The organism is Herpetosiphon sp. (genome assembly GCF_003512625.1).
In the GTDB taxonomy this organism is placed as follows: domain Bacteria; phylum Chloroflexota; class Chloroflexia; order Chloroflexales; family Herpetosiphonaceae; genus Herpetosiphon; species Herpetosiphon aurantiacus.
The window spans coordinates 76,927-101,826 of the sequence record NZ_DOPT01000024.1; the positions used below are offsets into that span (position 1 = coordinate 76,927).

Annotated in this window: 24 protein-coding genes; 16 read left to right on the forward strand and 8 right to left on the reverse strand. The window is 50.2% G+C overall.

The annotated features are described in order from the left end of the window. The first annotated feature begins 10 nt into the window (after window positions 1-10). The 5 genes from DEF47_RS05890 to DEF47_RS05910 all read left to right on the forward strand — a co-directional run bounded on the left by DEF47_RS05890 (window position 11) and on the right by DEF47_RS05910 (window position 6,733). Window positions 11-709 (forward strand): 4'-phosphopantetheinyl transferase family protein, encoded by a 699-nt coding sequence (locus DEF47_RS05890; RefSeq protein WP_287045027.1) that lies wholly within the window; start codon window positions 11-13, stop codon window positions 707-709. A gap of 89 nt (window positions 710-798) precedes the next feature. Next, window positions 799-2,589 (forward strand): polysaccharide deacetylase family protein, encoded by a 1,791-nt coding sequence (locus DEF47_RS05895; protein WP_012190666.1) that lies wholly within the window; start codon window positions 799-801, stop codon window positions 2,587-2,589. Then, on the forward strand, window positions 2,556-4,268 hold the full coding sequence (locus DEF47_RS05900; RefSeq protein ID WP_012190667.1) for an ABC transporter permease: 1,713 nt from the start codon (window positions 2,556-2,558) through the stop codon (window positions 4,266-4,268). Before DEF47_RS05895 ends, DEF47_RS05900 begins: the two co-directional genes overlap by 34 nt. A gap of 8 nt (window positions 4,269-4,276) precedes the next feature. Next, on the forward strand, window positions 4,277-5,551 hold the full coding sequence (locus DEF47_RS05905) for an ABC transporter ATP-binding protein (RefSeq protein ID WP_041304593.1): 1,275 nt from the start codon (window positions 4,277-4,279) through the stop codon (window positions 5,549-5,551). A gap of 66 nt (window positions 5,552-5,617) precedes the next feature. Next, a complete protein-coding gene (locus DEF47_RS05910) occupies window positions 5,618-6,733 on the forward strand; it encodes a DUF3048 domain-containing protein (protein WP_012190669.1) in 1,116 nt (371 codons plus the stop codon). 170 nt (window positions 6,734-6,903) lie between these two features. Here the strand turns inward: DEF47_RS05910 and DEF47_RS05915 are convergent, their stop codons facing one another. Genes DEF47_RS05915 through DEF47_RS05925 form a run of 3 tightly spaced genes read right to left on the reverse strand, consistent with a single transcriptional unit; the run spans window position 6,904 to window position 9,508 of the window. Next, entirely contained in the window at window positions 6,904-7,920 is a 1,017-nt protein-coding gene (locus DEF47_RS05915) for a lysylphosphatidylglycerol synthase transmembrane domain-containing protein (protein ID WP_012190670.1), read from the reverse strand. Beyond that, window positions 7,917-8,834, reverse strand: coding sequence for a glycosyltransferase family 2 protein (locus DEF47_RS05920; RefSeq protein WP_012190671.1), 918 nt, complete (start codon window positions 8,832-8,834; stop codon window positions 7,917-7,919). The genes DEF47_RS05915 and DEF47_RS05920 overlap by 4 nt, the downstream gene beginning before the upstream one ends. Before the next feature lie 38 nt (window positions 8,835-8,872). Then, on the reverse strand, window positions 8,873-9,508 hold the full coding sequence (locus DEF47_RS05925) for a TetR/AcrR family transcriptional regulator (RefSeq protein WP_012190672.1): 636 nt from the start codon (window positions 9,506-9,508) through the stop codon (window positions 8,873-8,875). 98 nt (window positions 9,509-9,606) lie between these two features. Here DEF47_RS05925 and DEF47_RS05930 point away from each other — a divergent pair, with 98 nt between their 5' ends. Next, window positions 9,607-10,155: a peroxiredoxin-like family protein gene (locus DEF47_RS05930; protein WP_012190673.1), complete on the forward strand. Its 549-nt coding sequence runs from the start codon at window positions 9,607-9,609 to the stop codon at window positions 10,153-10,155. 297 nt (window positions 10,156-10,452) lie between these two features. Here DEF47_RS05930 and DEF47_RS05935 read toward each other — a convergent pair whose 3' ends face one another. The 3 genes from DEF47_RS05935 to DEF47_RS05945 form a co-directional block, all read right to left on the reverse strand. Further along, window positions 10,453-11,829, reverse strand: a complete 1,377-nt coding sequence (locus DEF47_RS05935; RefSeq protein ID WP_012190674.1) for a UDP-glucose dehydrogenase family protein — start codon at window positions 11,827-11,829, stop codon at window positions 10,453-10,455. A gap of 202 nt (window positions 11,830-12,031) precedes the next feature. After that, complete coding sequence (rimI, locus tag DEF47_RS05940) at window positions 12,032-12,667, reverse strand: ribosomal protein S18-alanine N-acetyltransferase (RefSeq protein WP_012190675.1); 636 nt, start codon at window positions 12,665-12,667, stop codon at window positions 12,032-12,034. 25 nt (window positions 12,668-12,692) lie between these two features. Then, the gene (locus DEF47_RS05945; protein ID WP_012190676.1) at window positions 12,693-13,505 is read right to left on the reverse strand and encodes a hypothetical protein; all 813 of its coding nucleotides are present in this window, start codon (window positions 13,503-13,505) and stop codon (window positions 12,693-12,695) included. Between the two features lie 266 nt (window positions 13,506-13,771). Here DEF47_RS05945 and cmk point away from each other — a divergent pair, with 266 nt between their 5' ends. The 7 genes from cmk (at window position 13,772) to DEF47_RS05980 (ending at window position 20,823) form a co-directional block, all read left to right on the forward strand. Then, on the forward strand, window positions 13,772-14,461 hold the full coding sequence (gene cmk / locus DEF47_RS05950; RefSeq protein ID WP_012190677.1) for a (d)CMP kinase: 690 nt from the start codon (window positions 13,772-13,774) through the stop codon (window positions 14,459-14,461). Between the two features lie 152 nt (window positions 14,462-14,613). Continuing rightward, entirely contained in the window at window positions 14,614-15,273 is a 660-nt protein-coding gene (locus tag DEF47_RS05955; protein WP_012190678.1) for a lysophospholipid acyltransferase family protein, read from the forward strand. Window positions 15,274-15,284: 11 nt separating this feature from the next. Next, window positions 15,285-16,568, forward strand: a complete 1,284-nt coding sequence (locus tag DEF47_RS05960) for a PH domain-containing protein (RefSeq protein ID WP_012190679.1) — start codon at window positions 15,285-15,287, stop codon at window positions 16,566-16,568. 41 nt (window positions 16,569-16,609) lie between these two features. Continuing rightward, entirely contained in the window at window positions 16,610-18,496 is a 1,887-nt protein-coding gene (locus tag DEF47_RS05965; protein WP_012190680.1) for a DUF8726 domain-containing protein, read from the forward strand. Continuing rightward, complete coding sequence (locus DEF47_RS05970; RefSeq protein ID WP_012190681.1) at window positions 18,496-19,455, forward strand: ABC transporter ATP-binding protein; 960 nt, start codon at window positions 18,496-18,498, stop codon at window positions 19,453-19,455. The genes DEF47_RS05965 and DEF47_RS05970 overlap by 1 nt, the downstream gene beginning before the upstream one ends. Then, a complete protein-coding gene (locus DEF47_RS05975; RefSeq protein WP_012190682.1) occupies window positions 19,452-20,327 on the forward strand; it encodes an ABC transporter permease in 876 nt (291 codons plus the stop codon). The genes DEF47_RS05970 and DEF47_RS05975 overlap by 4 nt, the downstream gene beginning before the upstream one ends. Before the next feature lie 64 nt (window positions 20,328-20,391). Further along, window positions 20,392-20,823: a response regulator gene (locus DEF47_RS05980; protein WP_012190683.1), complete on the forward strand. Its 432-nt coding sequence runs from the start codon at window positions 20,392-20,394 to the stop codon at window positions 20,821-20,823. On the opposite strand, the gene DEF47_RS05985 is transcribed toward DEF47_RS05980, so the two are convergent. Then, on the reverse strand, window positions 20,816-22,411 hold the full coding sequence (locus DEF47_RS05985) for an ATP-binding protein (protein ID WP_012190684.1): 1,596 nt from the start codon (window positions 22,409-22,411) through the stop codon (window positions 20,816-20,818). The genes DEF47_RS05980 and DEF47_RS05985 overlap by 8 nt on opposite strands. On the opposite strand from DEF47_RS05985, the gene DEF47_RS05990 reads away from it, so the two are divergent. After that, window positions 22,410-22,667: a helix-turn-helix domain-containing protein gene (locus tag DEF47_RS05990; RefSeq protein WP_012190685.1), complete on the forward strand. Its 258-nt coding sequence runs from the start codon at window positions 22,410-22,412 to the stop codon at window positions 22,665-22,667. The two genes, DEF47_RS05985 and DEF47_RS05990, sit on opposite strands and share 2 nt — an antisense overlap. A 496-nt stretch (window positions 22,668-23,163) precedes the next feature. On the opposite strand, the gene trxA is transcribed toward DEF47_RS05990, so the two are convergent. Next, on the reverse strand, window positions 23,164-23,505 hold the full coding sequence (trxA, locus tag DEF47_RS05995; RefSeq protein ID WP_012190686.1) for a thioredoxin: 342 nt from the start codon (window positions 23,503-23,505) through the stop codon (window positions 23,164-23,166). 105 nt (window positions 23,506-23,610) lie between these two features. Between trxA and DEF47_RS06000 the strand changes: the two genes are divergently transcribed. Together DEF47_RS06000 and DEF47_RS06005 are read left to right on the forward strand one after the other, a co-directional pair. Further along, a complete protein-coding gene (locus DEF47_RS06000) occupies window positions 23,611-24,006 on the forward strand; it encodes a helix-turn-helix domain-containing protein (protein WP_012190687.1) in 396 nt (131 codons plus the stop codon). 70 nt (window positions 24,007-24,076) lie between these two features. Next, the gene (locus DEF47_RS06005; protein WP_012190688.1) at window positions 24,077-24,841 is read left to right on the forward strand and encodes a sporulation protein; all 765 of its coding nucleotides are present in this window, start codon (window positions 24,077-24,079) and stop codon (window positions 24,839-24,841) included. Window positions 24,842-24,900: the final 59 nt, after the last annotated feature.

The following is a 24,900-nucleotide window of genomic DNA, read 5'->3' on the forward strand; positions in this document are numbered from 1 at the left end:
CCTATGTTCTATGCTCTTAAGCCCTAACACTATCGACATTTGGTTGCTTGATTTGACGCGGCTGCGACCCCAACGTAGCCGCTTTTGGGCTGTGCTCAACGTCGAGGAGCAAGCGCGGGCCTTGCGCTTTCACTTCGAGCATGATCAAGTGCGCTACACGATTTGCCGTGGAGCAATGCGCCTGATTTTGGCCGAATACCTTGGCCGCGACCCAAGCAGCCTCGAATTTAGCCAAAACAACTATGGCAAGCCCTTATTGGCCGATGTCGATTTGAGCTTTAACCTCTCACATGCTGGCAACTACGGCATGCTTGGCCTCAGCCAACTTGCCACCATCGGCGTGGATATCGAAGAACAACGCCAGCTTGACGATTTGGCAGGGATTGCTCAGCATTATTTTGCCCCCAGCGAACGCCAAGCAGTGCTGAATGCTGATGATCAGACCGCCGCCTTTTTTCGCTGTTGGACGCGCAAAGAAGCCTATATCAAAGCCCATGGAATGGGCTTGTCGCTACCACTCTCCAGCTTTGCCGTCTCGATCGAGCCAGAAATTGCCCAAGCCCTCGAATGGAACCGCGAAAACACCGTCGCTCAATGGCATGTCCAGCCGCTCAGTGCGCCCGCTGGCTACGCCGCCGCGCTCGCTTGCCCTCGCTCGACCGAAGAAATATTTGTGCAGCAGCGTGAGTGGCTGGGCTTGGCTGAGTAAATCGTCGAAGCCTGATTTTTTGTCAAGCCGCCAGCCCTGTGTTAAAATGCGCTATTGCGTTGAACACGCACTAGCTTGAAGGGCTTTTGATGCAGCGGTTTCGCCAATCTTCGATCATTCTGCTTCTGACCATGGCTTTGTTGGGCCTTGGCAGCCTGTTGATCGCTCAGTGGTTACGCCCCGATCGTTCGCCACGCATCTGGACAGGCGGCAATATTTTGGCTAATGCCGATTGGCAGAGCGCCGCCGATAACGGGATTCCCGATGGTTGGTCGGGCAATGGCATCAAACGCGCCGATACCACCAATGGCTATGTGCTCGATGATCAATATAGCTTGCAGTTGTATGGGGTCAATAGTTTTGCCCGTTCGCCACGCTTAACTGCCCAAGCAGGCCAGCGCTATCGACTGGGCTTTCAAGCCCTGATCGATCCCGGCACGCAGCGAAGCAGTTTGGGCGCACAAATTCAGGTTTGGGTGCATTGGGTCGATACTGCTGGCGATGATATTCGGCTCGATAAGCAAGCTCCAGTTTTGCTGGGCTTCGATAGCCAAGGCGCAGCAACCTGGACTCCAGTGTTGGTTGAAACTGAACCCAGCCCCAATCAAGCCGCTTGGCTAGCAATTTCAATCCACGCGCTTTCTGATGACCCAATTTATCTTGATAATTTGAGTATGGCAGCGGCTGGCATTTACATCGAACCCTATCCGCAGGGCGCGATTGCTGCTGTGAGTTTTAGTGTCGATTGGGAAACAGCCATGGGCGGGGCGATTCACTCGCTCAGTTTGTCAACCGATGCGATCAGCAGCGCCACGACCTTGGGTTTACAAGCTCGCCAAGGCACATACAATTTGCTGGACTTGTTTGCGCCGCATCACATTCGCGGCACATGGTTTGGCAATGGCTATAATTTTTTATTCGGCAACCAAGAGCGCCGCACCTGGATGGACGACCCAACCTTTGCTTGGGCTGCCAGTACGCCGCGCCGTTGGCAAACCATCGATTGGTCACAAACGCCGTGGTTCAGCCACGATCCCTATGGCACGGTCGAGAGCGATCCAGCCTGGTATTTTGGCGATTTACTTGAACCGCTACGAAACGCTCAGCAAACGATCGAAAGTCATACATTTAGCCATATGTACATTGGCTTTGCCCATGCCAAAGAGTTAGCTAGCGATAGCAATGAGTGGCAGGCAGTGACAAGCAGCCAAGGCATTGCGCCCGCCAGCAGTTTAGCTTTCCCGTATGGCGGCAGCGATGGCATGACCGAAGCCCATTGGCAAACCTTGCAAGCCGCAGGTATTCGCACCGTCGTGCGCACCCGCGTGCTTGATGCCACCAACGTGCAACGTGGTGTGAATGATCGCCATTTGTTGATCGATCGGCGTTGGTGGCAACCGCGCCAATTGCCAGGCCACGATCTGGTTGCCTTGCCCGATGTTTACCTGACCCCGCAAACCGCTATGACTGCAACCAATTACTTGCAGCAAGCCATCGCTAGCGGCGGTGTGATCGATATCTATGCCCATAATTACGAAATTTACAACCCTGAGCAAATTGGCGTTTGGCAAACGGCAATTCAACAGGCAGTTGAAGCCCAAGCGTGGATCGCCACAGTGCCGGAAATTGCCGACCGCTGGCGAGCACGCCAAACGCTCCAACTCACCATCGAACAAACCCCTGATCAACTTCGGCTTCAGCTCGCCAATCCCAGTCGTTTCGATTTAGCCCAGCTTAGCTTGCGGCTTCCGGCTGAGAGCACTGGCAGCGATAAAGGCAATTTTGATCAGGCTAACCATCGGCTGATTCTTGATTTACCAGCAAACTCCGCCGAGGAGATTACGATATGGCTCAAACCATCAACGCCGCACGTACCATAAATGGCCAACGTCGTCGGTTGGGCGGCTTTCATTGGTTTTTGTTGTTACTGACGATTGGCATGACCTTGCTGATTTCAGCGCCAACTCTGTTTTTTCAAACGGTTCAATACGATGCCAGCGCAACGATTCAGCTCGATACCCAGCGCTATCGCAGTTTTATGGCCGAGCAAACTTTGCAAAATCAGTTGTGCGATGCTAGCCGCAATGTAGTCAAAAGCATTTTGCCCAAATTTGGCAGCAATACCTTTGGCTCAGCCTGCGCCGCACTCGCCGCTGACGGTAGCTTGATCCTGACTGCTCAAGCCACTTCGCCCGAAAATGCCCAAGCTGCCGCTGATTACACCGCCCAAAAGCTGATTCAGCACATTCGCGCGGCTGGTGGGCGTGATAGTTTGCGCCGTTTGATGGAGTATGAGCTAGGCTTATTACTCAAAAATCAACCTGCCAACGACGAACTTGGGCGACGCTTGCGCGAATTGATCGGCGTGCAAGCCTTTGATTTTTCGCTGCACGCCAGCACTGATCTACCAACGATCAACGCCGAAGATCTGAACGATCTGATTCGGGCATTCGAAGTGCGCTTTGATCAAATTGCGTTTGAGTTACGTCAACCAGATTTACCCGCCGAACGGGCACGCGATCTCAAAACTGCCCGTGGTTTGATTGGCACAATCTTGACCGATGTGCTCTACTCCGACCCGCGCTATCAATCAGATGATAGCCAAATCAGTGCCGCGTATATCAAACAAGCGGCGATCTTGCCAACTCAAGCCCGTTCGCAAAATTTTGCGCTCAAATTTGGTTTAGCTTTGGTTGTTGGGATCGTTGGCGGGATTTTGTTGGTGCTGGCCGATCGAGCAATCGGCATCGTCGATAAAGTTCGCGAGCTGTGGGAATATCGTGAACTCATTCGCAACTTGGTGCTGCGCGATTTACGTTCACGCTACAAAAACTCGGCATTGGGCTATGTTTGGTCGTTGCTCAACCCATTGTTGATGATTTCCATCTTCTATTTAATTTTTGGCTTGCTGCTGAATTCCAATATTCGCCATTTTCATATTTTCTTGATGGTGGCGTTATTACCGTGGAATTACTTTATCGGCGGCATGGCTGAAGGTATGATGAGCGTCATCAGCAATGCTAATTTAGTTAAAAAAGTGTATTTCCCGCGTGAAATCCTGCCAATCACCACATTAATTTCCAATTTGGTGAATTTTATGTTGGCCTTGCCAATCATGTTTTTGATTATGTTCATCACTGGTGCACCAATCAAAGCTACGCTTTTATTGATGCCCGTGATTATTGTGATCGAAAGCATGTTTATTTTGGGCATGATTTTATTCTTATCATCGGTGATCGTGTTTTATCGCGATGTTTCGCATATTATGGGGATTGTGTTGCAATTGTGGTTTTTTATCACGCCAGTATTTTATCCCTTAGATAATATTGCCAGTGCTAATTACGCCAAACTGGTGCGTTGGCTCAATCCAATGGCCTCGATTGTCGATTTCTATCGCGATATTGCCTATGGTGGGGTCACGACGATTCCCGATTATCCAACGCCTGGCTTGCCCAGCCTCGATGGAGTGGCCCGAACTGGCCTGACCGCCTTGATTGTGCTGTGTTTCGGAGCCTATGTGTTCAACCATTACAGCGCCCGATTTGGCGAAGAACTCTAAGCGAGGCAATGATGATTATTTTCGAGAACGTTTCCAAGCATTTTACGATCAAACGTGATCGACGTAATAGTATTCAGGAACGGATCGCCGGTTTATTCAAGCCGCAAGTGCTGCCTGACGAGGATTTTTGGGCGTTACGCGATGTCAGTTTTACGATCAATCGTGGCGAAACGGTTGGCCTAATTGGCCATAATGGTTCAGGCAAATCGACCACACTCAAGCTAATTACCCGTATTTTGCAGCCCAACAGCGGCAAAGTAATTGTCGATGGCCGGGTTTCGGCCTTGCTTGAGCTTGGTTCAGGCTTCCACCCCGACCTAACAGGCCGCGAAAATATCTTCTTGAATGGCTCGCTGCTCGGCTTCAATCGGGCCGAAATGGCCGAAAAAGTGCCAGCGATCATTCGCTTCTCCGAGATGCAAGAATTTATCGACATGCCCGTCAAGCACTATTCATCGGGGATGTATATGCGCTTGGGCTTTGCCGTGGCGATCAACGTCGATCCCGATATTTTGATCACCGACGAAGTGCTCGCGGTTGGCGATGAGTTGTTTCAGCGCAAATGCTTGGATCGGATTTACCAACTCAAACGCCGTGGCAAAACGATTTTGTTCGTCTCGCATGCCTTGGGCCAAGTGCGCGACTTATGCGATCGGGCCTTGTGGTTTCATCATGGCAATTTAATGACCGATAGCACACCCACCGAAACAATCGACAATTATTTAGCCGAAACCAACCAACGTGATGCTGAGCGGATCGAGGCCGAAAAAGCCGCCGAAAACCCTGAACCAGAAGCACCAAGTACTGAAATCGAAACCAAGACCGAAGAAGAAATCGAATTTGATGCTCGGCGCTGGGGCAGTCGTGAGGCTGAGATCTATAATGTAGAATTGTTGAATGCTGCTGGCGAAGTGATTCAAACCGCTACCACCGGCCAAGCTCTGACCATTCGCATGCACTATCAAGCCCACCAACCAATTGAAAAACCGGTCTTTGGCGTGGCAATCCATCATCGCACAGGCTTTCACATCAACGGGCCAAATTCGCGCTTTGCTGGGCTTGAAATTCCCCAAATCGCCGAACAAGGCTATGTTGATTATCAGATCGAAAATCTACCGTTGCTTGAAGGCAACTATGAACTTTCGGTGGCGTTGTATGACCATACCTTGACCCATCCGTATGATCATCACGATCGCAAACACAATTTACGGGTGTATGCGGCCTCAATTGGTGAACAATTTGGCACAATTTATATTCCTTCGCAATGGTCTTGGCATAAATAAGCAAGCGCCCACATCGTAGGATCAGCTCCAATTCTTGCAATTGGATTGTTGTTAGGGAGTTTTTGTATGCGTCGATGGTTTTCGATTAGCTTATTGCTTTTGTTGGTAGCATGTAGCACCACGGGAGCGCCAACCGCCACTGTGCCAGCCCAACCCAGCCCAACCGCAACAACCCAACCTAGCCCAACGACTGCACCAACGGCAACAACCCAACCCAGCCCAACCATTGAGCCAACCGCAACCCCCATCAGCAGTGACCCACGGACTGGGCGGCCTGCTATGGCACGGGGCACACTAACCCAACGGCCCTATATCACGATGATCGATAACTTTCCAGCGGCATACCCGCAAACAGGTCTCGATCAGGCAGCCATTGTATTTGAGGCCTTGGCTGAATATGGCGTAACCCGCTATATGGCTGTCTTCACACCCGATTTGGCCGAGGTTGCAGGCGATTTGGGGCCGATTCGCTCGGCGCGGCTCTATTTTGTGCAATGGGCTATGGGCTTTCGGGCAGTCTATACGCATGCTGGTGGCAGCCCCGAAGGCTTAGAACGCCTCGCCGCCGATGCTAACGATTTGGTGATTGATATCGATTTGGTGAGCCTGGAAAGCCGCCAGATTTTCGATTACTCACGCCGCTCGTTGGCGCGTGAGGCTCCACATAATTTGTATACCAGCGCTGCTGAAATTGCTCAATATGTTGATGATCGGGCTAGCAGTAGTGCGCAAGCTGATGTGAGCGAAGTAGGCTATTTGTTTGCGCCCGAGGCTGCGATAGCTGAGCCAATCAGCACAATCGATTACTTCTTCATCTATCCCGAAGATCCTGCGGGCTGGCGCTACGACGCTGACACGAACGAATATGCACGGTTACGCCGTGGAACAGCGCATATCGATGCAGTCAGTGGCGAGCAACTAACCTTCAAAAGTATTGTAACGATGGAAGTGGTCGAAGCCCCAATTATCGGCGATGATAAAGGTCGCATCGATCAGCAGGTGATTGGCGAAGGCCGAGCGTTGGTTTTTGCCAATGGCTCGCTTCAAGAGGCTACTTGGCGCAAGGATTCCGAATCAGCTCCGTTACGGTTTTATGCTGCTAACGCTGCCGAAATCGTCTTTCCTGCCGGCCCAATCTGGATCGCTGCCATGCCTAGCCTGGATAATGTGAGTTATCAGTAGGGATCAGGGGCTAGAGGTCAGGGGTCAGTTTTGATCCACGAAGAGCACGAAGGACTATTATTTATCGACTAGCAGGTTCAAAATCCAGCCATACTAATCTATGACAAAACAGCCTTAGCGATCTTCGTGTTCTTCGCGGTTCTAAAATTCTGCTCCCTAGTTCCTCACAACTATTCTTCAACCGTGGCTAAATCGGTTTTGAGTAAAGCATCGCCCAGCGGGTAGCGCAACGAAACTAAAAAGCCCAGCATCACATTAATCACATTCAACACCAAAAACAGGGTTGAAATGCCTAATGCCAAACTGGTCGCTTGGTCGCTGGTGAAGCTACCACCTGCCACAGGCACCATCTGGCCAGTTTGAGCTAAGTTGGTCATAATCAAAATCATCACCACATCGCGAATGCCAATGCCAGCAATCGAAATCACGCTGACCAATGAGATAATCGCAATCATGGCCATATACGGGCCAATATCAATCTTGACCCCTGTTGCCAAAAACAGCAAATACAGTCGAATAAATGTCCAGCCCAAGGTCACGAATGAGAACAAAACCAAGGTCACAATCCGGCTGAGCGGCATATGCAACACGCGATCTTTGAGGCCAGCTTTGACCGCGAGTTGGCGTAATTTGGCAGGCACAACCACTGGCACAACTTTGGTCGTAAACCAACGCCGCAAACCAGCGCTCGCCAAAATCGCCACACCAACCACCACGCCCAAGAGCGAAGCCACAATCAAAAGTTGCACATTGCCAGGCAAAAAGGTACGGTAGAAATACAAGCCTGAGCCAGCAATAATCCCCATAATCGCCACATCGAAGAAGCGATCAACCACGATTGAAAGCAAACTTGGCCCCAGTGGATGGCCTTCGCGACGCAAATACCAAGCCTTGACCGCATCGCCGCCCTGCCCAGGCGTAACTGATCCAACGAAAATGCCCAAGGTATAAAGCAATGAAGCAAACCATGGGCTAATTTCAATATTCCAGCCTTGCAAGATCAAGCGCCAGCGCCAGCCCTTGGAATAAAGAAACGGCAATACCAAGACCACCGACCAACCAAACAACCAAGGATCAGTGGTGCGAATCACATTCCAAATGCTAGCAAGATCGTTGGTAGCCAGAAACCAAATCAAGATCGCTGGACCCAAGGCTGTCAAAAGCCCATTGATAATTCGTTTTTTCATTGGCGAATCCGTTCAAAGCGCAGCGCTGCAATCGTTTCGGCCAACAAGCCAAAACAAAAGAAAAACATGGTCGCAATCAAGCAAAACAGCGCCGTCGGCGGCAGATGCAACCAATTATTATCGTTCAGCGCTCCCAACACATACGAAATAATACATAGCACAAAGAAAAAGCCGCTGACCGGGATAAACACCCGAATCGGATTAAACAAACTGATAATCCGCAGGATGATGATTGTAAATTTAAAGCCATTTTTCAGCAGCTTTTGCTTAGAGCGACCACCTTGGCGGCGTTGCATGGCGATTGGCTCGAAGCGCACGTGGTAGCCAGCTTTGGCAAAAGCCAAGGCGCTGGTGGTTGGCCACGAAAATTGGTTCGGCAAGAGATGAATATAATCAAGCAAAATTGAGCGGCGAAACGCCCGAAAACCTGAAGTCAAATCTTGCATTTCCATGCCTGTCAGATACGAGCCAAGCCCATTCAAGGCGCTATTGCCCAACCAACGCAGCCAATTTTCTTGGCCTGAGCGCGAACGAGCGCCAATCACCATATCGTAATCGCCGATATAGCTCAATAAGCGTTCGATGTCGGCGGGGTTGTGCTGGCCATCGCCATCCATAATAATCACGATTTCGCCAGTTGCAGCCCGAACACCAGTTTTGACCCCAGCACCGTTGCCAATGTTATAAGGACGGGTGATCACGCGTGCTCCGGCAGCGGTGGCAATTTCCACGGTTGCATCAGCAGAATGATCATCAACCACGATAATTTCAAGTTCAGGGTAGCGTGTGCGAACCTCGTGCACCACCCCGCCAATTGTTGCGGCTTCATTAAAGGCTGGAATCACAATGCTCACCGTCCAAGGAAACGGTGATGACGTTGTGGTTAGAGCACTTGCAAGCGTTGTGCGTTCCACAGTTGAACCTCCGGAGAGGCATTGTACCAGAAACTAGCCTAGCGCAAACGCATGGTTTGCGGCCACAATTGCAGCGCATTCGCAACAATCGCTTGGAGTTGATTGGTGCTGGCTCCCAAGCGTGCTTGCAACGACATGCCTTGTAGCACACAAATGAAAAATTGAGCTAATTCATCAGCGTTAGTCGTAGCTGGCAGCTCGCCTGTTTGCACGCCCAACTCTACCAATTCGTTGATTTTGCTCATACGTTGCTGGCAGCGATCCACAATTGCTTGCTCAATTTCATGCGAATCGTAAGTTGTGGCAATGCTAGAAAGCACAAAACAGCCCGCTGGATAAGCCGCATCGCTGAAGGCCTCAGCAGCTCGTTGCAGCAGTTGGGCCAACATCGCTCGCGGCGAGCTTTGGTCGCTAGGCACGGCGTAAACGTAGGCTCCACGCGTCGCCAGATAATGGTCGATCGCTTCGAGAAAAAAGGCTTGCTTGCTACCAAAGGCCGCATACAAACTAGGCGGATTAATTCCCAAACAGGTTGTCAGATCAGCCATCGAGAGCGTTTCGTAGCCATGCTGCCAAAATTGGCGCATCGCACACTCCAAGGCATTGGTTCGGTCAAATTCGCGTGGTCGGCCACGTCGTTGGTTATTGGCTAATGGAAGTTCTTGCGCAGACATCACAGTCCTCTTGCTTTCTTTGCTTAGGCCTATTATACTATTCTGTAATAATCACTACATAATTCATTATACCCAATCTATTAGCAAGGAGCAAGCCGATGCCACGCTATCAAGCAGGCCAAACGATTAATCCCCGCAATTTGACCAGCATTGCCAATCAAGCGCTGAGCATTCCGCACCCGCAGCAATTGACTCACCTGCAATTTCGGCGCTTTGCAGGCTGCCCAATGTGCAATCTACATATTCGTGCCTTTATTCAGGGCCATGCGGCGCTAGCTAAGGCAGGTATTCAAGAAATTGCGGTATTTCACTCATCAAAAACTGCAATGTTGGCGAGCCATGCCGAGGCTCCATTTGCCCTAGTGGCCGACCCCTCCAAAAAACTCTACGCAGCCTTTGGAGTTGATAGCTCGATCTGGGCGGTGTTGCACCCTAAATCATGGCTGCCAATGCTGAAAGGGCTATTCAAGCATGGCGTGGGCATGCCCGAAAAAGGCCAGAACCCGCTGGGTTTACCCGCCGATTTTCTGATTGCCCCTGATGGTACGATTGTGGCTTGCAAATATGCGGTGTATGGCTACGATCAATGGTCGCTGAGCGAGGTCTTGCAACTAGCCCAGCAATATCAACAGCGCAGCGTGGGCTAATAGTTCCCTCACCCCCAACCCTATTTTCAAGGATAGGTTTTTATCGAGTTCCACTTCAAACTAACAATTCACTGGTTCATCGATGGATGCTTGATGACTCCTAATTGCCCTTGAGGGGGTGCAGGGGGATTAAAGCCCCCTGCGTTTCCCGCCTTGAGGCGGGACGGAAGGGTGGTGATCGTTGATGAATGCCGCTGTTCAATACTTGGTTAAAAACCTATTGGTTAAGGAACCAGCTAAAACAACCAACCGCCCTTGATCTTAACCAATCAAGGGCGGCTGAAGCAACAATAATCGCTATTTGTTCAAGTAGGGTGAGCCAACCGCCAAATAGCTATAGCCGCGTTCGACCAACTCATTGTAGTCGGGAATCATGCGGCGACCATCGATGATCAGGTATGGTGCTGGCACGGTGCTTTCAATGGTGCTCGAAAGTCCGCGGAATTCTTCCCAGTCGGTCGAGATAAACAGCATATCGCTGCCTTCGAGCGCTGCTTTGGCCGAAGGGTGGTAGCTAATGCGCTCGAACAAGTGGTTGTGTTCGGGGTTGAAAAAGCGCTTGGCTTCTTCTTCGGCCATTGGGTCGTAGGCGCGAATTTCCTTGACCCCACGGCCAAGCAAGCTTTCGACAACTTTCAAGGCTGAGGCATCGCGCATATCGTTGGTGCGTTGTTTGAAGGCCAAGCCCAACAATGCCACAACTTTATTGTTAAACTTCACGCCAGCTTCGGCCGCTGCCCGATCGATCAAATAGGTCTTTTGGTATTCGTTAATTTCATAGACCGATTCGAGCAAATCGGTGCTTTGGTTGCGGCTCTTAAGTTGATAGATCAACGATTGAATGTCTTTGCCAAAGCACGAGCCACCAGCGCCGTTCGAGACGAACGAACCCCATTTGCTAATGCGGGTATCGGCGGTTACGCCACGCTTGAGATCTTCCATGCGCACATTTGAGACCGATTCAGCCAAACGTCCGCCAACCCCGTTCCAGAATGAAATGTAGGTCAACAACAAGGTATTGGCGACATACTTAATCGATTCAGCAGTTTCAGGGGTGGTTTCGATAAAGGCAATTCGCACATGGTTGATAAATTGCGAGTAGATCCGGCGCAAAATCCGGAAATCTTCCTCGGTATCAGCCCCAACCACGACCCGATCAGGATGGCGCGATTTTTCAACCGCGTTGCCTTCGGGCAAAAATTCAGGGTTCGAGGCAATCCCCACGTTTGGCACATTATGGCTTTTGAGCACTTCCTCAAGTTGGCGGCCAGTGCCAACTGGCACTGTGCTCTTATTGATAATCACCACGCGGCGTTGATCAGCACGTTTAGCCAACAACTTCGCTAAATGATTGACAGCATCGAAATAGTAGCTCAAATTCGAGGAGCCATCGCGATTTGGCGGGGTTGGCAAACACAAGAAAAAGGCATCGACCCCTTCGATTACCGGCTCAAGATCATCAATGAAATGCAGAGAACGGTTGATATTTTCTTGGATAATGCTGGCCAAGCCTGGCTCATTGACATATTTTTCAATTTCTTCGCGCTTGGCGGTTTTGTAAGCCGCAATCCGCTTCGTATCAATATCATAGGCATAGACTTCATGACCATATTCTGAGCAGACCGCAGCGTGGGGCAATCCCACAAAGCCTGTTCCTGCAACGACGATCTTCATGCAAGCTCCTTCGGTAGGCCACTTCGACGGTGGAAGCAACCTCAACCATTAATAACAAACGGCACCGTCCCATGTGAACCAGCGAACAATGACCAACATCCTCGTTGATGGTAGAGCGCCCTCGCCGCACCTGACAACCACAGCGGGTCATCAGCCATGAATTTATGCATCATAGCCAACATCAAGCATTTGTGCAACAGGACTATTCGACCATCCCAGCCTGACGCTGAAGGCGTAACGCCAAACGTTCGCGCAGCTCACTCAAACGGTGTTGATAGCTTGGCTCAGTGATTACATCAGTCCACATAATCAGGGCATCTTCGCCGTTATCGGTGTAGTAGCGCACCCGCGTGCCGCTTGGCTCGAAGCCATATTTCAAATAGAGCTTTTGCGCCGATTCATTTGAAATCCGCACTTCTAAGGTCAGGCGGGTTGCCCCCATATCGATACCTTGATCGATCAAGCCATTCAGCAGCAACTCGCCGAGGCCTTGGCCGCGCTGCGAGGGAGCCACGGCAATCGTGGTGATATGGCCTTCATCGACCATCAACCACAAGCCAGCATAACCCACCAAGGGAAACGGGCTGACTGGCTGCGGCTTGGTAAACACCGACGGCAGCAAGGTCTGGAGCAACGAGCGCCGTGGCACATACGGCATAATTGGCTCATCGGGCGGCAAGCTTGGGCTAGAACGCGCCACAATATAGCGGCTGGTCGCAGGCGAACTTAATTCACGACGATAGGTATTGGCCGACCATGGCGCTGAAAAACTTTGGCGCTCAATTTCTTGGACACGCGGAATATCATCCTCGTGCATAGCCTTTAGGAAGTAGTACATTGCAGCCTTCTATGCTGATGAATGCTTATTTGATCGGTTTAACTGATGCTGGGTCGAGAATCAATTGTGAGCCATGACGACCTTCTAAGCCAAATTGCCCGCCCGTTTGGAAGGTGCCAGTTACTTCAACCAAGCCCCAAACAAAGCCATTACCAGGCCCGACGTTGAGTTGGCTCGAAAGATCAGGTGGAAATCCTTCCATCGAAATTGGCGTGCCCATTGGCTGCGGATTAACCCCACTTGCCACGTTGTCGCCGAGGGGCTTTTCGCTTTGCACCCCAGTTGTCAACAAACCAGAGCTGGCTTGAGTCCAATAATACATGCCACGGGTGGTCACAGTTTGGCCGTTGTAGGCCGAAGGATTTTTCTCGAGCTCATAGATTGAAACTTGGTTGGGCTGAGCTTCGGTTGGCGCTGGATACTCAACCCGCTCAACGCGCTCAATCGCTTCGGCAGATTGCACTACCAAACGGCTGGTAAAACTGCCATCTGGGCCAAACGCGCCAGTTTCAAATTTGCCCTTGACCCGCACCGCGCCATAAACACTATCGATTGGGCGATGCAAATTAGCGCTAGCCTCAGCCGGAAACTCATCAAGCCAGACGAGGCTATCAACGGGCTGAGCATCAGTACCATCGTTGCGGGTTGAAACCGCCTTGGCCAACACCGACAACCCAGGATTACCTGGCTTCCAGAGGTACACGCCTTCGACCGTAATTTCTTGACCGTTATAATTTGCAGGATTGCTGGTAATATCGTAGATGGTCAGGCTGCTGCCGCAACCTGTCAGAAATACTAAGAGCAATAGACAACAACTTCGCCAGATGCCAGAGCGCATCGCAACCTCCAACTATGATCATGGTTCGGCGTGCGATTATAGCAGATCGTCTGGCTCGTTGCCATAATCTAAGCAAAATTAGATCATTATGCTACAATAGAACCATGGCCTTTCTAGCCTTTTCATGATTTATTGTCCCCTCACTCGCGTAGTGGGGTATTGCATACGCTGGGTACTCAACAGGAGAGTGGTTGCGATGTGTACCCTTCACCTTTCAGCATGCGCTCAAATATTGCCTGTTCGGAGGTATCCAGCAAGGAATATCTGTGTTTTTCACTATGACTACACCACATACAATTGCAATTGATGGCCCTGCAGCGTCGGGGAAAAGTACGCTCGGCAAGTTGTTAGCAGATCATTTTGGCTATATCTATTTTGATACGGGGGTGCTCTATCGCGCCTTGACCTATGTAGCCCTCGAACAAGCCGTTGATCTCGCTGATGCCGCCGCTCTCGCCAAACTCGCCCAAACCAGCAACTTCGAAGTGCTTCCGCCAACCATCGCCGATGGCCGTCAATACACAGTGTTGGCCAATGGCGAGGATATTACTTGGCCATTACGCGCCGCCAATGTTGAACGCAATGTTTCGCAAGTCGCCGCTCAATCAGCAGTTCGCGAGGCACTTCGCGATATTCAACGCCAAATTGGCAAAGCTGGCCATGTCGTGATGGCTGGCCGGGATATTGGGGCAGTCATTCTGCCCGATGCCCAGTTGAAAATTTATCTTGATGCCTCGGTTGAGGAGCGTGCCCAACGCCGCGCCCAAGAACTCAACGCCCGTGGCCGCTCGATCAGCTACCGCGAGGTGCTTGACGACTTGACTCGGCGCGATGCCAAAGATGCCGCCAATACCTTCTTAGCCGCTGACGCGATTACCATCACTACCGATGGCCGCTCGCCCGAAGAGGTGTTTCAGGCAATTTTGGGGTTAATCGGGGTTGAAGCCCAAGCTTAATTTCGGCAAACGACGGCGTGGAGATTGCTCCACGTCGTTTTTGTTTAAGCATTGTTACATTGGCTGGGAGCAACCACAACTTTTGGCGCTTGACGATTGGCTCACAAACAAAATACTATAGCAATAGCAACGCTGATGTGGGAGGGTAATCGATGAGCCGCTTTTATCGTTTTTATCATTATCTCGCCAAAGTGCTCTTTTTTATCTTCACTCGCCGCGTGATTGTCCGAGGTAGCCAGCATATTCCCAAGCATGGCGCGGCAATTTTGGTTTCCAACCACATTAGCTACTCCGATCCAGCCACGATTATTGGTTATGTCAAACGTCATGTCTATTTTATGACCAAAGCCGAGATGTTTGACGGTGGGTTTATGGATTGGGTGATTACGAGAGCCGGGGCATTTCCGGTTCGGCGTGGCGAGGCTGATCGCACGGCGTTTCGGCGGGCACTCCAATTGCTCAGCCAAGGCCAATGCATCGGCCTCTACCCTGAGGGCACACGCTCAACCACGCGAACCTTGCAACAAGCGCGGGCTGGCGTGGTGTTGCTGGCGAAACAAAGCGGTGCGCCGATTATTCCAATTGCAATCACTGGCATGGAGCGGGTGTTTTTGGGCAAATTTCCATGGTTTGGGCGGCCAACAGTTACGATTACGATCGGCGAACCACAAACCTTGGAACAACTTGCTCAAAGCAACTTGCCAATCGCCCACCAACGCGATTATTTGGCTGAGCAAATTATGGCCCAAGTTGCAGCTCTATTACCGCAGGCCTATGGCGGCACGAATGTTAGCCAACTCAGCTATGAATAGGATGGGATGTTATGCCAACCAACGTGCCTCAACTCAGTTTTAATATCAATCTCCAAGCTGATGAACGGGTCAAGTTGATCGCCTATCGCCATTGGCTAATCTTGGCACGCAATCTGTCAATTTGGTTTACCTTTTGGTTTATTTGTACCGTGATTTTCTTGTGGCGGGTCTCGGTGGTTGGCGTTGATACCCTGAATACTGTGCTGTTTGGCGCTGGTACGATCTTTTTCGGGGCCATGATTTATAGCTATTTCGATTGGCGCAATGATGCCTTGGTCGTTACCAATCAGCGGGTTATTTCGTATAACTCGCGTTTTTTGATCAGCGTGCAGCGCAATGAGCTGTATGTGCGCGAAATTGAAGATGTAAAAACCGTCACCGAGTCGGTGGTTTCACGCTATTTCGATTATGGCGAAATTGAAGTCCAAACTGCCAGCCGTTTGCGCAACATTGCCTTCGTGGGAATCGTCAATCCTACGTTGGTACGTGACACAATTCTCGAATTTGTTGCGCCGCTCAAAGAAGTTGAGCATGTTGAGCATATTCAGCAAATCGTCAGAGCCAAAGTGCTCAAACAAGGCACAATGCCAAGCTTGCCACCATTGAGCGATTTTATTCCACCAGAACAAACTGGCCGTACACTTTTGGGCATTATTCCGCCAAGCCCCGAGGTGCGCGGCAATTCGATTATTTGGCGCAAACATTGGCTTTTTCTCTTTGTCGAGGCAGCTAACCCAATTTTGCTGTTTCTAATTATCAATTTGTCGTGGTCACTGTTGCTCGGCTACGATTTTATTCGGTCTGGTGGCTCGTTAGTATTTTTGGCAATCCTCGATATCTTTTGTCTCGGCTGGCTGATTTACGAGGTGATTGATTGGCGCAACGATGAATATATTGTCACCCCAATCAACATTATTGATATTGAGCGCAAGCCCTTGGGCCGTGAAACCAAACGGGAAACAACCTGGGACAAAATTCAGAATGTTTCGCTGAATCAAGAAAATTTATGGGCACGCATTTTGAAATACGGCGATGTCGAGCTATTTACCGCAGGTCAAAACGAAAATTTCACCTTTCGCGGGGTAGCCGCACCCGATAGCGTGTTGGCAGTCATTTCGGATTATCGCGACCAATTTGAGCAGCGGGCGCGTGACCGTGAATTTGATAGCACCTTAATGCTGTTGCAACATTATCACCAACTACAACGCGATGAACTCCAAGTGCTGTTTGATGATCATCGCAGCCATATCGAAGCCAAATTGCCGCCAACCGAGCGGTTGGAAACTGGAGTGTAATCCTAATTGGGAGTCAGAATCTGTTGTGCGAAGGAGTTTTCATGGCGCAGTCAGCCCGGTGGCGTGGGTGGTTTTGGCTTGGTTTAGGCCTAATCTGCCTACTTTGGCCCAACCTAAGTCATGCCCAAAATGCCGATGCCATCACCATCACTATCGATCAAGTTGGCTTTGATGCCCAAGGTCATGTAGCGAATGGTGGTTGGTATCCAATTATTACAACGATCGAAAATAGCGGAGCCGACCTTCAAGCCCAAGTTGTGGTTACCACAGGCTTTGGTCAGGCCGATTTGCTGCAAAATGTCGATTTACCTGGTGGTTCGCGCAAACAAGTGCGTTTACTCATGCGGGCCAATCTCAATCAAACCGTTGTCGAAATCAAAGTTATTGATGCTCAAGGCAAGCAGTTAGCCCGCAATCGCAGTAATGTGCGGGTACACGATAGCCAAGAAATTTTAGTAGGCGTATTTGGCGGGCCAGCCTCAAGTTTAGCTGGCGCTTCAGTTCCTGGCCGCCTCACCACGGTGATGCCGCTTGACCCAGCTCAACTGCCAAGCACCGATGGCGAATTGTTTAACTTTGCAGCAATCGTGCTCCAAGATGTTCAACCGACTGCCGAGCAGGCCGCCGCTCTCGAACGTTGGGTCGCAACTGGTGGAACATTGATCGTCAGCGGTGGCCCGAATAGCGCCGAACTGCCCAAAGAACTAGCCTCACTCTTGCCTGCGAGTGTTAGCCGCAGCAATAGTTCGGCGGTGTTAACCACGCTCAATGGGCGCAATACTCCCGCTTTTGCCCAAATCAACCTACGGGTTAACCAACTTCAACCAACCGCCGATGCTAGCATATTCGGCGTTGGGGCCAATAACGAAGCCTTAGTGATCAGTCGCAAGCTGGGCATGGGTCAAATCTTAGTCACAGCCTTCAATCCCAGTGACTTACCCGCCGAAGTTAATGATCGGTTGGTTTGGCCAGTGCTCTTACAACCCCAACTTTACCGCGATTGGAATGTAGCGCTCTCGCCATGGTCAATCCAGATTCGCGGCACTGATCAAAATTTGCCTTCAGTTTTAGGCTTGATGGGAATTTTGTTTGGCTACATTCTGCTGATTGGCCCGATCAATTACTTTATTTTACGACGTTTGGATCGGCGGGAATGGGCTTGGTTTAGTATTCCATTGGTTGTACTTGGCTTTGTGGGTATTATGTATTTAGCTGGTGGCGATTTACGTACTGGCAATATCAATGTCACAACGATTAACATTATCGATAGCCAACTGGGAGCCGATCAAGGCCGTCTAAGCGTCAATTATGGCTTCAATGCAGGGCGACGCGGCGCATGGAATGGCAGTATTGATGCCAATTTAATTGCTGGCAACCAACCAATGCAAGGCTTTGGCGATGAGGGTTCGGGCACAATCGAGCAAACCAACGATGGCAAAACCCGCTTGCCCAATTGGCAAAGCAACATCGGCCAAATGCAAACCCTCGCCGCGATTGGCTCAAGCGCAGTTCCCTACAATTTTGAGGTTAAAGTAGCCAAAGCCAATTCGTGGGAAGGTGCAACCATTACCAACCGGAGCGAACGCAAGGTTGAATATGCGATTCTGTTCAATGGCGAAGAAAGTATTATTTTGCCAGCACTCGAACCAGGTGCTTCGATTACGATCGATAACAGCCTTGATCGCGTTATGCAAAGCAGCCCCTATCTCAACAACAACGACCAATTAACCCAAGCCCTACAATTGCTCTGGAATGCTGGCAACGAACGCACCAACTACAGTGGACTGCCCAAAAATTCGCTGTATACCAAGCCGCATATCACGGTGCTTGATACCGAAGTGCTCAACGAAATTATGGTCGATGGGGTCGCCGCTCCGCAAAAGAGCAGCAATATCTATAATTTGTATGTTGATTTGGAGCAACGCTGATGGAATTGATCGTTGAAACCCACAATTTAACCCAGCGTTTTGGCACACACCTAGCGCTCAATCAGGTCAATTTGAGCATTCCCAAAGGCGCGGTCTATGGTTTTATTGGGCCAAATGGCGCTGGGAAAACCACCACCATGCGCATTTTGACCACCTTGCTCCAACCAACCGCTGGCGAAGCCTTTGTCAATGGCATTTCGGTGCGCCAAGATCCCGATGCAGTGCGCAAAATGATTGGTTTTATGCCTGATTATTTTGGGGTTTACGAAAGCATGCGGGTTTGGGAATATCTCGATTTCTTTGCTCATATCTATGGCATCAAACAGCCACGCCGCACGAGTTTGATTCAAGAATTATTGCAACTAGTCGATCTGACCGAAAAACACGATAGTTATGTGATGAATCTCAGCCGTGGTATGAAACAGCGCCTCAGTTTGGCCCGCACCATGGCCCACGATCCCAGCTTGTTAATTCTCGATGAACCAGCCAGCGGGCTTGACCCTCGTGCCCGAATCGAGCTACGCGAATTACTGCGCGAATTAAGCCGCATGGGCAAAACGATTATGGTTAGCTCACACATTTTGTCGGAGCTGGCCGAAATGTGTAGCCATATTGGCATTATTGAGCGTGGCACATTGCTGGCAAGCGGCCCAGTCGAACAAATTATGCAGGATTTACGCCCGCATAAATTGATCGAAGTGCAAGTGCTTGAACGAGCCATGCCAGCCTTGCAAATGCTCAAACAACTGCCAACCATCAACGATGTGCATTTAGCCAATGAGCTAGCCGATGATCAGGCAGGCGGCAAATTGGCGATCAACTTCAGTGGCACAGCCGAAGAAAGCAGCGCAATTTTGAGCAACCTGATCAGCCAAGGCTTTCGGGTCAATCACTTTGCCGAACGCCAATCCGACCTTGAAGAAGTCTTTTTGCATGTGACACAGGGAGTGGTGGCATGAAGGCAATTTTGCAAAAGGAATTTCGCTCGTATCTACGTGGCAATCGAGCGTTTACCACCCTCAGCATCTACTTATTCATTCTCAGTGGCTTGTGTGTGCTGATTTACGCTGGTCAAAGCGAAAGTGGGTTTGTCGATCGCAGTGAGATTGGCTTAAGTTTATATAGCACCGCCGCCGCCGTAGCCTTGTTTCAGCTGACCTTTTTTGCGCCATCGCTGAATGCTTCATCGTTGGGCAGCGAACGCGATCGCCAAACCATCGACGTGTTGATGGTCACGCCTGTGCGGCGCTACCAAATCATCTTGGGCAAGCTGATTGCGCCTTGTTTATTCCTCTTTTTGCTTAGTTTAGCCAGCCTGCCAATTGGCGCATTGGCCTTGCTGATTGGCGGAATCGAAGCCCGCGACCTATGGATTGCCCTAGCGATTCAATTGGTTACAGTTTTGGGCTATGGCAGCATTGGAATTTGGGGAGCTTCGTGGGCTAAAACCAGCCGTGGTGCAATGATGGCAACCCTTGGCTTAGCATTGGTATTGGCGATTGGGCTGCCGTTACTGGCGATCTTGGTCTTAGCAGTGCTCTCGAATGATCAACCATTGTTTGATTCCATCATGAACAATGGCTTTATTCGCAATCTTGGGGTTGTGGCCTTATCGTTCAGCCCGTTTTTCAGCCTGATAATGTGGATTCAGAGCGTTACCGATGGTCAAGCAACCACTTGGACTTTAGATCTCCAAGGCCAACTTGGTGGTGGCACAATTTTACAACCATGGGTTATTTCGGTGCTGCTTTGGCTAGTGCTCATCCCCTTCTTGATTTGGCGTAGCTCCAAGCAATTGCAAAAATCGGTTGCCCATTCGAGCGGCGGCTAGCAATCGTTGAGCAGCGGCATGCCCTATTGCTCATGCCGCTGCTTTCGCGGTACAATTCAGCCACATGCTGAAATCCAAGGAGGCTGGTATCGCTACACTTGTTGTGATCGAAGACCAACCAGATACGCTATTAATTATTCGGAGCACATTGCACCAACAAGGCCATCAATTACACTTCTTCCCCAATGGCCGCGTGGCGACGGCTCAAGCCGTGCAAGCTCTGCACCCTGCCCTGATTTTGCTCGATGTGCAGTTGCCAGATCAATCGGGCTTCGATTTGATTGGTTCCTTGCGCTCAATAGCTCCCTGCATTGCCTTGACAGGATTTAGTGATATGAGCATTGTTGAACGTGCCAAGGCTTTGGGCTTTTTTGGTTTTTTAGGTAAGCCAATTCGCCCAGCCTACTTTCCACAACAAATTAGCCGTTTGTTGGCTGGCGAAGCGGTTTGGGAACACACGTGGGCAGGCGATGTGCCAGTGCCAATCTTCAGCTAAACAGCAATAGAATTTGTTGTAATTCGCTGCGTTGCTGATCGCTCGCCATACTCATGGCCGAACGCAGCCATAAACGACCCTCGGGGCTTTCATAATGCAGCCAAAACTTCCACAAACCGCCGACTAACTCCAATAATTGCGTATGCTCATAGATCGCCGCCCATTGCAAACAGCCACGAATCGTTGTGTAGCTCTCGCGCAACAACGAAAGATCGTTCATCGGCGTGAGCAATTCGCCATGATCTTTGGCGCGTTCGATCGTTTGCTCCCAGCGTTGCAAAATCTGCTTAATTTCATTGGCCCAATATTGGGTAAATTCCAGCATCAATTGATGATAGACATCGCGTTCGAGCGCTACTTGCCGAGCGTAGAGCCTAATCACAATTGGCATACTAAACCGCGTTTCGCCACGGCTATCGACACTGCCCTCTAAACACGATGCATCAACCAAACCGCTAGCCACCCGCCAATTGACTTTAAAGGCTTGGGTTGCTTGGGCCAAGCTAAAATGATGTTCAAATAGTGCTAAGCGGAGGCAAGCAGCTTGAACATCATCATGCAACAACGAAAACGTATACTCAACCATTTGGCGCAAGGTGCGATGCGAGGCCGAGCCATTCGCCAACGATTCGATCTCCAGCATTTCGACGTTGGTCATGGCCAAAATATCGTTGAGCGAAACCAACAACAATTGTGAAGCGGCAATTTCAATCGCCAAGGGATGCCCCGCCAACCGCTGGACAATTTGCTCAGTTTGACGGCGCTCAACCTGACGGTTCAAATCGCGAGCACGTTGCTCAAACAACAAAATGCCTTCTTCGAGGCTCAAGGCTGGCACGGGAAAGCGTCGTTCGCCATTGATGCTCAAGGCAATTTGCGTGGTGGTAATAATCGAAATATTGCCAAAATTGAGCAATGGCAGCAGCATCTCAGCAACTGCCCGAATATGCTCACAATTATCGATAATCAAGACCGTGCGGCGATTGGATTGCTGAATATAACTGGTTAAATCGGCTTTCGGGTCGCCGAGCCAGCGATTAAGCAAGGCATGCCAGCTATCATGCACCGTATATTCATTGCGTAAATCGATAAAAACGACTTCTTGGGCAAAGCCAGCATTAGCAATATAGCTAGCGAGGGCAATCGCGAGGCGGGTTTTGCCGATCCCACCAATGCCATGCAAGGTTACTAGGCGATATTCGCGGCAAAGCTCAAGCAACTCTTGCAACACTGCTTGGCGGCCAACCAACGGCGTAAGCGGAATCGGCAGACCAATGATCGTGGTAGGACGCAGGCTAGGCAGATGATCGAGCAAATGGCGTAATTGCTCATAAAAACGGCCACGTTTGGCATAGTAGGTGCTATCGGCCATATTAAGATTTGCAGCTTTTTGGCTTTCTGTGGTATAACGATTTACCTGCTGTTCAAAGAAGGCAAGTGCATCAACATCGTGGCTCATGCCATCGCGCAACGTTTGCACAACTACCTGCCGACCACCATGATTATCGACCCACTGCTGCAACGTTTGCGATAACATCTCGCCGCGGAGTAATTGGCGGAGCATTTTATTTGGCCAAGGATGTGGCATGGAACAGCCCTCTGGTCTAACCTACGACCCACCAGCCAGCCAACTGCTCTCCTTGCAGCAGGCGGCGGCCTATACCCGTGAATATTACCCGGCTCAATCGCTCACCGAAGGCACCTTGCGCGTTTACCTTAATAAAGGTAAAATCCGTGGCATCAAACTTGATCGCTATTGGTACACAACGGCAGCTGAGCTTGAGCGCTATCTTTCTCAACCAACATCAGCCACAATCACCCAACCCTCAGTTACGGATTCGTAATTTCTCCAAGATTCTCCCGCCAAACTCTAGACACAATAAAGAGAGATATTGCACTCTCTTGGTTTGATTGTATGCTATCGTAGCATTATCGACGATTAATTCAACCAACAACTTAATAAAGCACCGAGCCAGTGCGAATGTGGTTGCGCATAGCATCATTATATCCGACTATCGATTTCAACGAACAGTCTGTGCTAGGCAAATAGCCAAATTCAAGCGTCGCAGCACTCCATCGGTCACCACTAGGAGGTCTCATGGTCGCCAGCCGTGCGCTCTGTAGCTGTAGAGGGCTACATTGCCAGCCATTGCAAACCCACAGTGGCCGTTGTAACACTGTTACACCAGCCGCCATCAATCTATCGTCAACGCTTGTGGGAGAGAAGAACAATGGAGTAGGTTGGAAGAATGCCAATAGTCCGCTTGTGGGAGCCTAGATAATTTACCGAGGAAGAATAAACAGGCAGGCCGCCGTGAGAAGCAGCCTGCCTGTTATCATTTAACGCCCAAGCAGCTGTTGCACACGTTGCTCGAACGCAGCTTCGCTCATCGCCCCAATCCAGCGATCAACCTCTTGACCATGCTGAAATACCACCATTGTGGGCAAACCACGCACACCTAAACGGCTGGCATATTGCACGTCTTCGTCGGTATTGATTTTGGCAACCACAATTTCGCCTGCATAGCGCTGTGCCAACTTGGCCAAAATTGGCGCAATCACGCGGCAATGCCCACACCAAGGTGCCCAAAAATCGACAATGACTGGCGTATCCGATTGCAATACCTGCGTTTCAAAGCTGGCATCGCTAACCTGAACTGGCTGATCAATCACGGTTTGCATGAACGCGACCTCCACTTGACAGCTATTGCATGATTACAGTAGCTCGTTGGCAGTCTACAAGTTCAAGTTAACTGGAAGTCAAGCAGCAATTTCAGGGGTCGGCATATGCAACAACTGAGCATCAGTATGGTCGCCAAACAGGCGGGCATCAAAGCCTCAACCATTCGTTATTATGAAGAAATTAATCTATTGCCGCCTGCTGCTCGCCAGAATGGTCGGCGTTATTACGATCAACAGATTTTCGAGCGTTTAGCGTTTATTCGCACAACCCAACGCCTTGGCTTTAGCCTCAACGAAATTCAATTGCTATTTCAACATGAACAGCAACAGGCTCCGTTAGCAGGCTTATGGCGGCAATTAGCCAAGCAAAAGTTGGCCGATCTCAGCCAATTGCTCGAACAAGCCAGCCATGTGCAACAATTACTCCAGCGCGGGCTACGTTGTCGCTGCGCCACCCTTGAAATGTGTGTCCATTGTGTGTTACAACATTGTCAAGATTAAATCGTGAAACCTTTTGATACTGTGTCTACGTATAACGCCTTAACAAATCGATCAACTTAGGAGGATGTGCATGTTCCGTAAATTGCTCGCCAGCGTTGGTATTGGCAATGCTCGTATCGAAACCCATCTCCACAATAATACAACCGCTCCAGGTGGCACGATCACTGGCGAAGTGCATATTATGGGCGGTGATGTCGAACAAGATATCGAGGCACTGTATTTGTTTTTGGTCGCTCGCTATACCCGCGAGTACGACGATAGCAAAATAACCCAAGATCACACGATTGGGCAATATCCACTGACGCAGCGGTTTCAGCTTCAACCAGGCGCTCAACAACGCATTCCCTTTAGCATTAATTTGCCGCTCGATACGCCCTTGACCATGGGCCATCAACCGGTCTTTATTCGCACTGGTTTATCGATCAGTGGCGGGGTCGATGCAGGTGATGTTGATCAATTGCAGATTCAGCCGCATCCTTCGCAAGCAACGATTATTCAGGCCATCCAACAAATTGGCTTCCAACTTTATACCGTGCATAACGAATACAATTCACGCTGGCGCGGCCCCTATCCATTTGTGCAAGAGCTTGAATTCAAGCCTTATGGCCACCAAAGTTTCCATATCGAAGAATTAGAGGTTGTGCTCGATTTGCAAGATTATGGGGTCGATGTCTATTTGGAAATCGACAAGCGTTTGCATGGCTTTGCTAAGCTGTTTGCCGATTTTGATCTCAACGAGCGTTACGCGAAGTTGACCTTTACCCATGCCGATATTCAACGCCCTGATTTGGCCCATATCATCAGCCAAACCATCCAATCGCGCATGCGCCACTAATTCCCTCACCCCCTAGGCCTCTCATGTCAAGGGTAGGTTTTAACGTTCCCCACCTCCAA

Coding starts and splice junctions, on each gene's coding strand:
- DEF47_RS05945 (WP_012190676.1), bottom strand. CDS start 13,505: ATGCGCTCTGGCATCTGGCGAAGTTGTTGTCTATTGCTCTTAGTATTT.
- DEF47_RS05975 (WP_012190682.1), top strand. CDS start 19,452: ATGAAGGCAATTTTGCAAAAGGAATTTCGCTCGTATCTACGTGGCAAT.
- DEF47_RS05990 (WP_012190685.1), top strand. CDS start 22,410: ATGGAACAGCCCTCTGGTCTAACCTACGACCCACCAGCCAGCCAACTG.
- trxA (WP_012190686.1), bottom strand. CDS start 23,505: ATGCAAACCGTGATTGATCAGCCAGTTCAGGTTAGCGATGCCAGCTTT.
- DEF47_RS05930 (WP_012190673.1), top strand. CDS start 9,607: ATGCCACGCTATCAAGCAGGCCAAACGATTAATCCCCGCAATTTGACC.
- DEF47_RS05970 (WP_012190681.1), top strand. CDS start 18,496: ATGGAATTGATCGTTGAAACCCACAATTTAACCCAGCGTTTTGGCACA.
- DEF47_RS05910 (WP_012190669.1), top strand. CDS start 5,618: ATGCGTCGATGGTTTTCGATTAGCTTATTGCTTTTGTTGGTAGCATGT.
- DEF47_RS06000 (WP_012190687.1), top strand. CDS start 23,611: ATGCAACAACTGAGCATCAGTATGGTCGCCAAACAGGCGGGCATCAAA.
- DEF47_RS05935 (WP_012190674.1), bottom strand. CDS start 11,829: ATGAAGATCGTCGTTGCAGGAACAGGCTTTGTGGGATTGCCCCACGCT.
- DEF47_RS05915 (WP_012190670.1), bottom strand. CDS start 7,920: ATGAAAAAACGAATTATCAATGGGCTTTTGACAGCCTTGGGTCCAGCG.
- DEF47_RS05985 (WP_012190684.1), bottom strand. CDS start 22,411: ATGCCACATCCTTGGCCAAATAAAATGCTCCGCCAATTACTCCGCGGC.
- rimI (WP_012190675.1), bottom strand. CDS start 12,667: ATGTACTACTTCCTAAAGGCTATGCACGAGGATGATATTCCGCGTGTC.
- DEF47_RS05980 (WP_012190683.1), top strand. CDS start 20,392: ATGCTGAAATCCAAGGAGGCTGGTATCGCTACACTTGTTGTGATCGAA.
- DEF47_RS05895 (WP_012190666.1), top strand. CDS start 799: ATGCAGCGGTTTCGCCAATCTTCGATCATTCTGCTTCTGACCATGGCT.
- DEF47_RS05905 (WP_041304593.1), top strand. CDS start 4,277: ATGATGATTATTTTCGAGAACGTTTCCAAGCATTTTACGATCAAACGT.
- DEF47_RS06005 (WP_012190688.1), top strand. CDS start 24,077: ATGTTCCGTAAATTGCTCGCCAGCGTTGGTATTGGCAATGCTCGTATC.
- DEF47_RS05955 (WP_012190678.1), top strand. CDS start 14,614: ATGAGCCGCTTTTATCGTTTTTATCATTATCTCGCCAAAGTGCTCTTT.
- DEF47_RS05960 (WP_012190679.1), top strand. CDS start 15,285: ATGCCAACCAACGTGCCTCAACTCAGTTTTAATATCAATCTCCAAGCT.
- DEF47_RS05900 (WP_012190667.1), top strand. CDS start 2,556: ATGGCTCAAACCATCAACGCCGCACGTACCATAAATGGCCAACGTCGT.
- DEF47_RS05925 (WP_012190672.1), bottom strand. CDS start 9,508: ATGTCTGCGCAAGAACTTCCATTAGCCAATAACCAACGACGTGGCCGA.
- DEF47_RS05890 (WP_287045027.1), top strand. CDS start 11: ATGCTCTTAAGCCCTAACACTATCGACATTTGGTTGCTTGATTTGACG.
- DEF47_RS05965 (WP_012190680.1), top strand. CDS start 16,610: ATGGCGCAGTCAGCCCGGTGGCGTGGGTGGTTTTGGCTTGGTTTAGGC.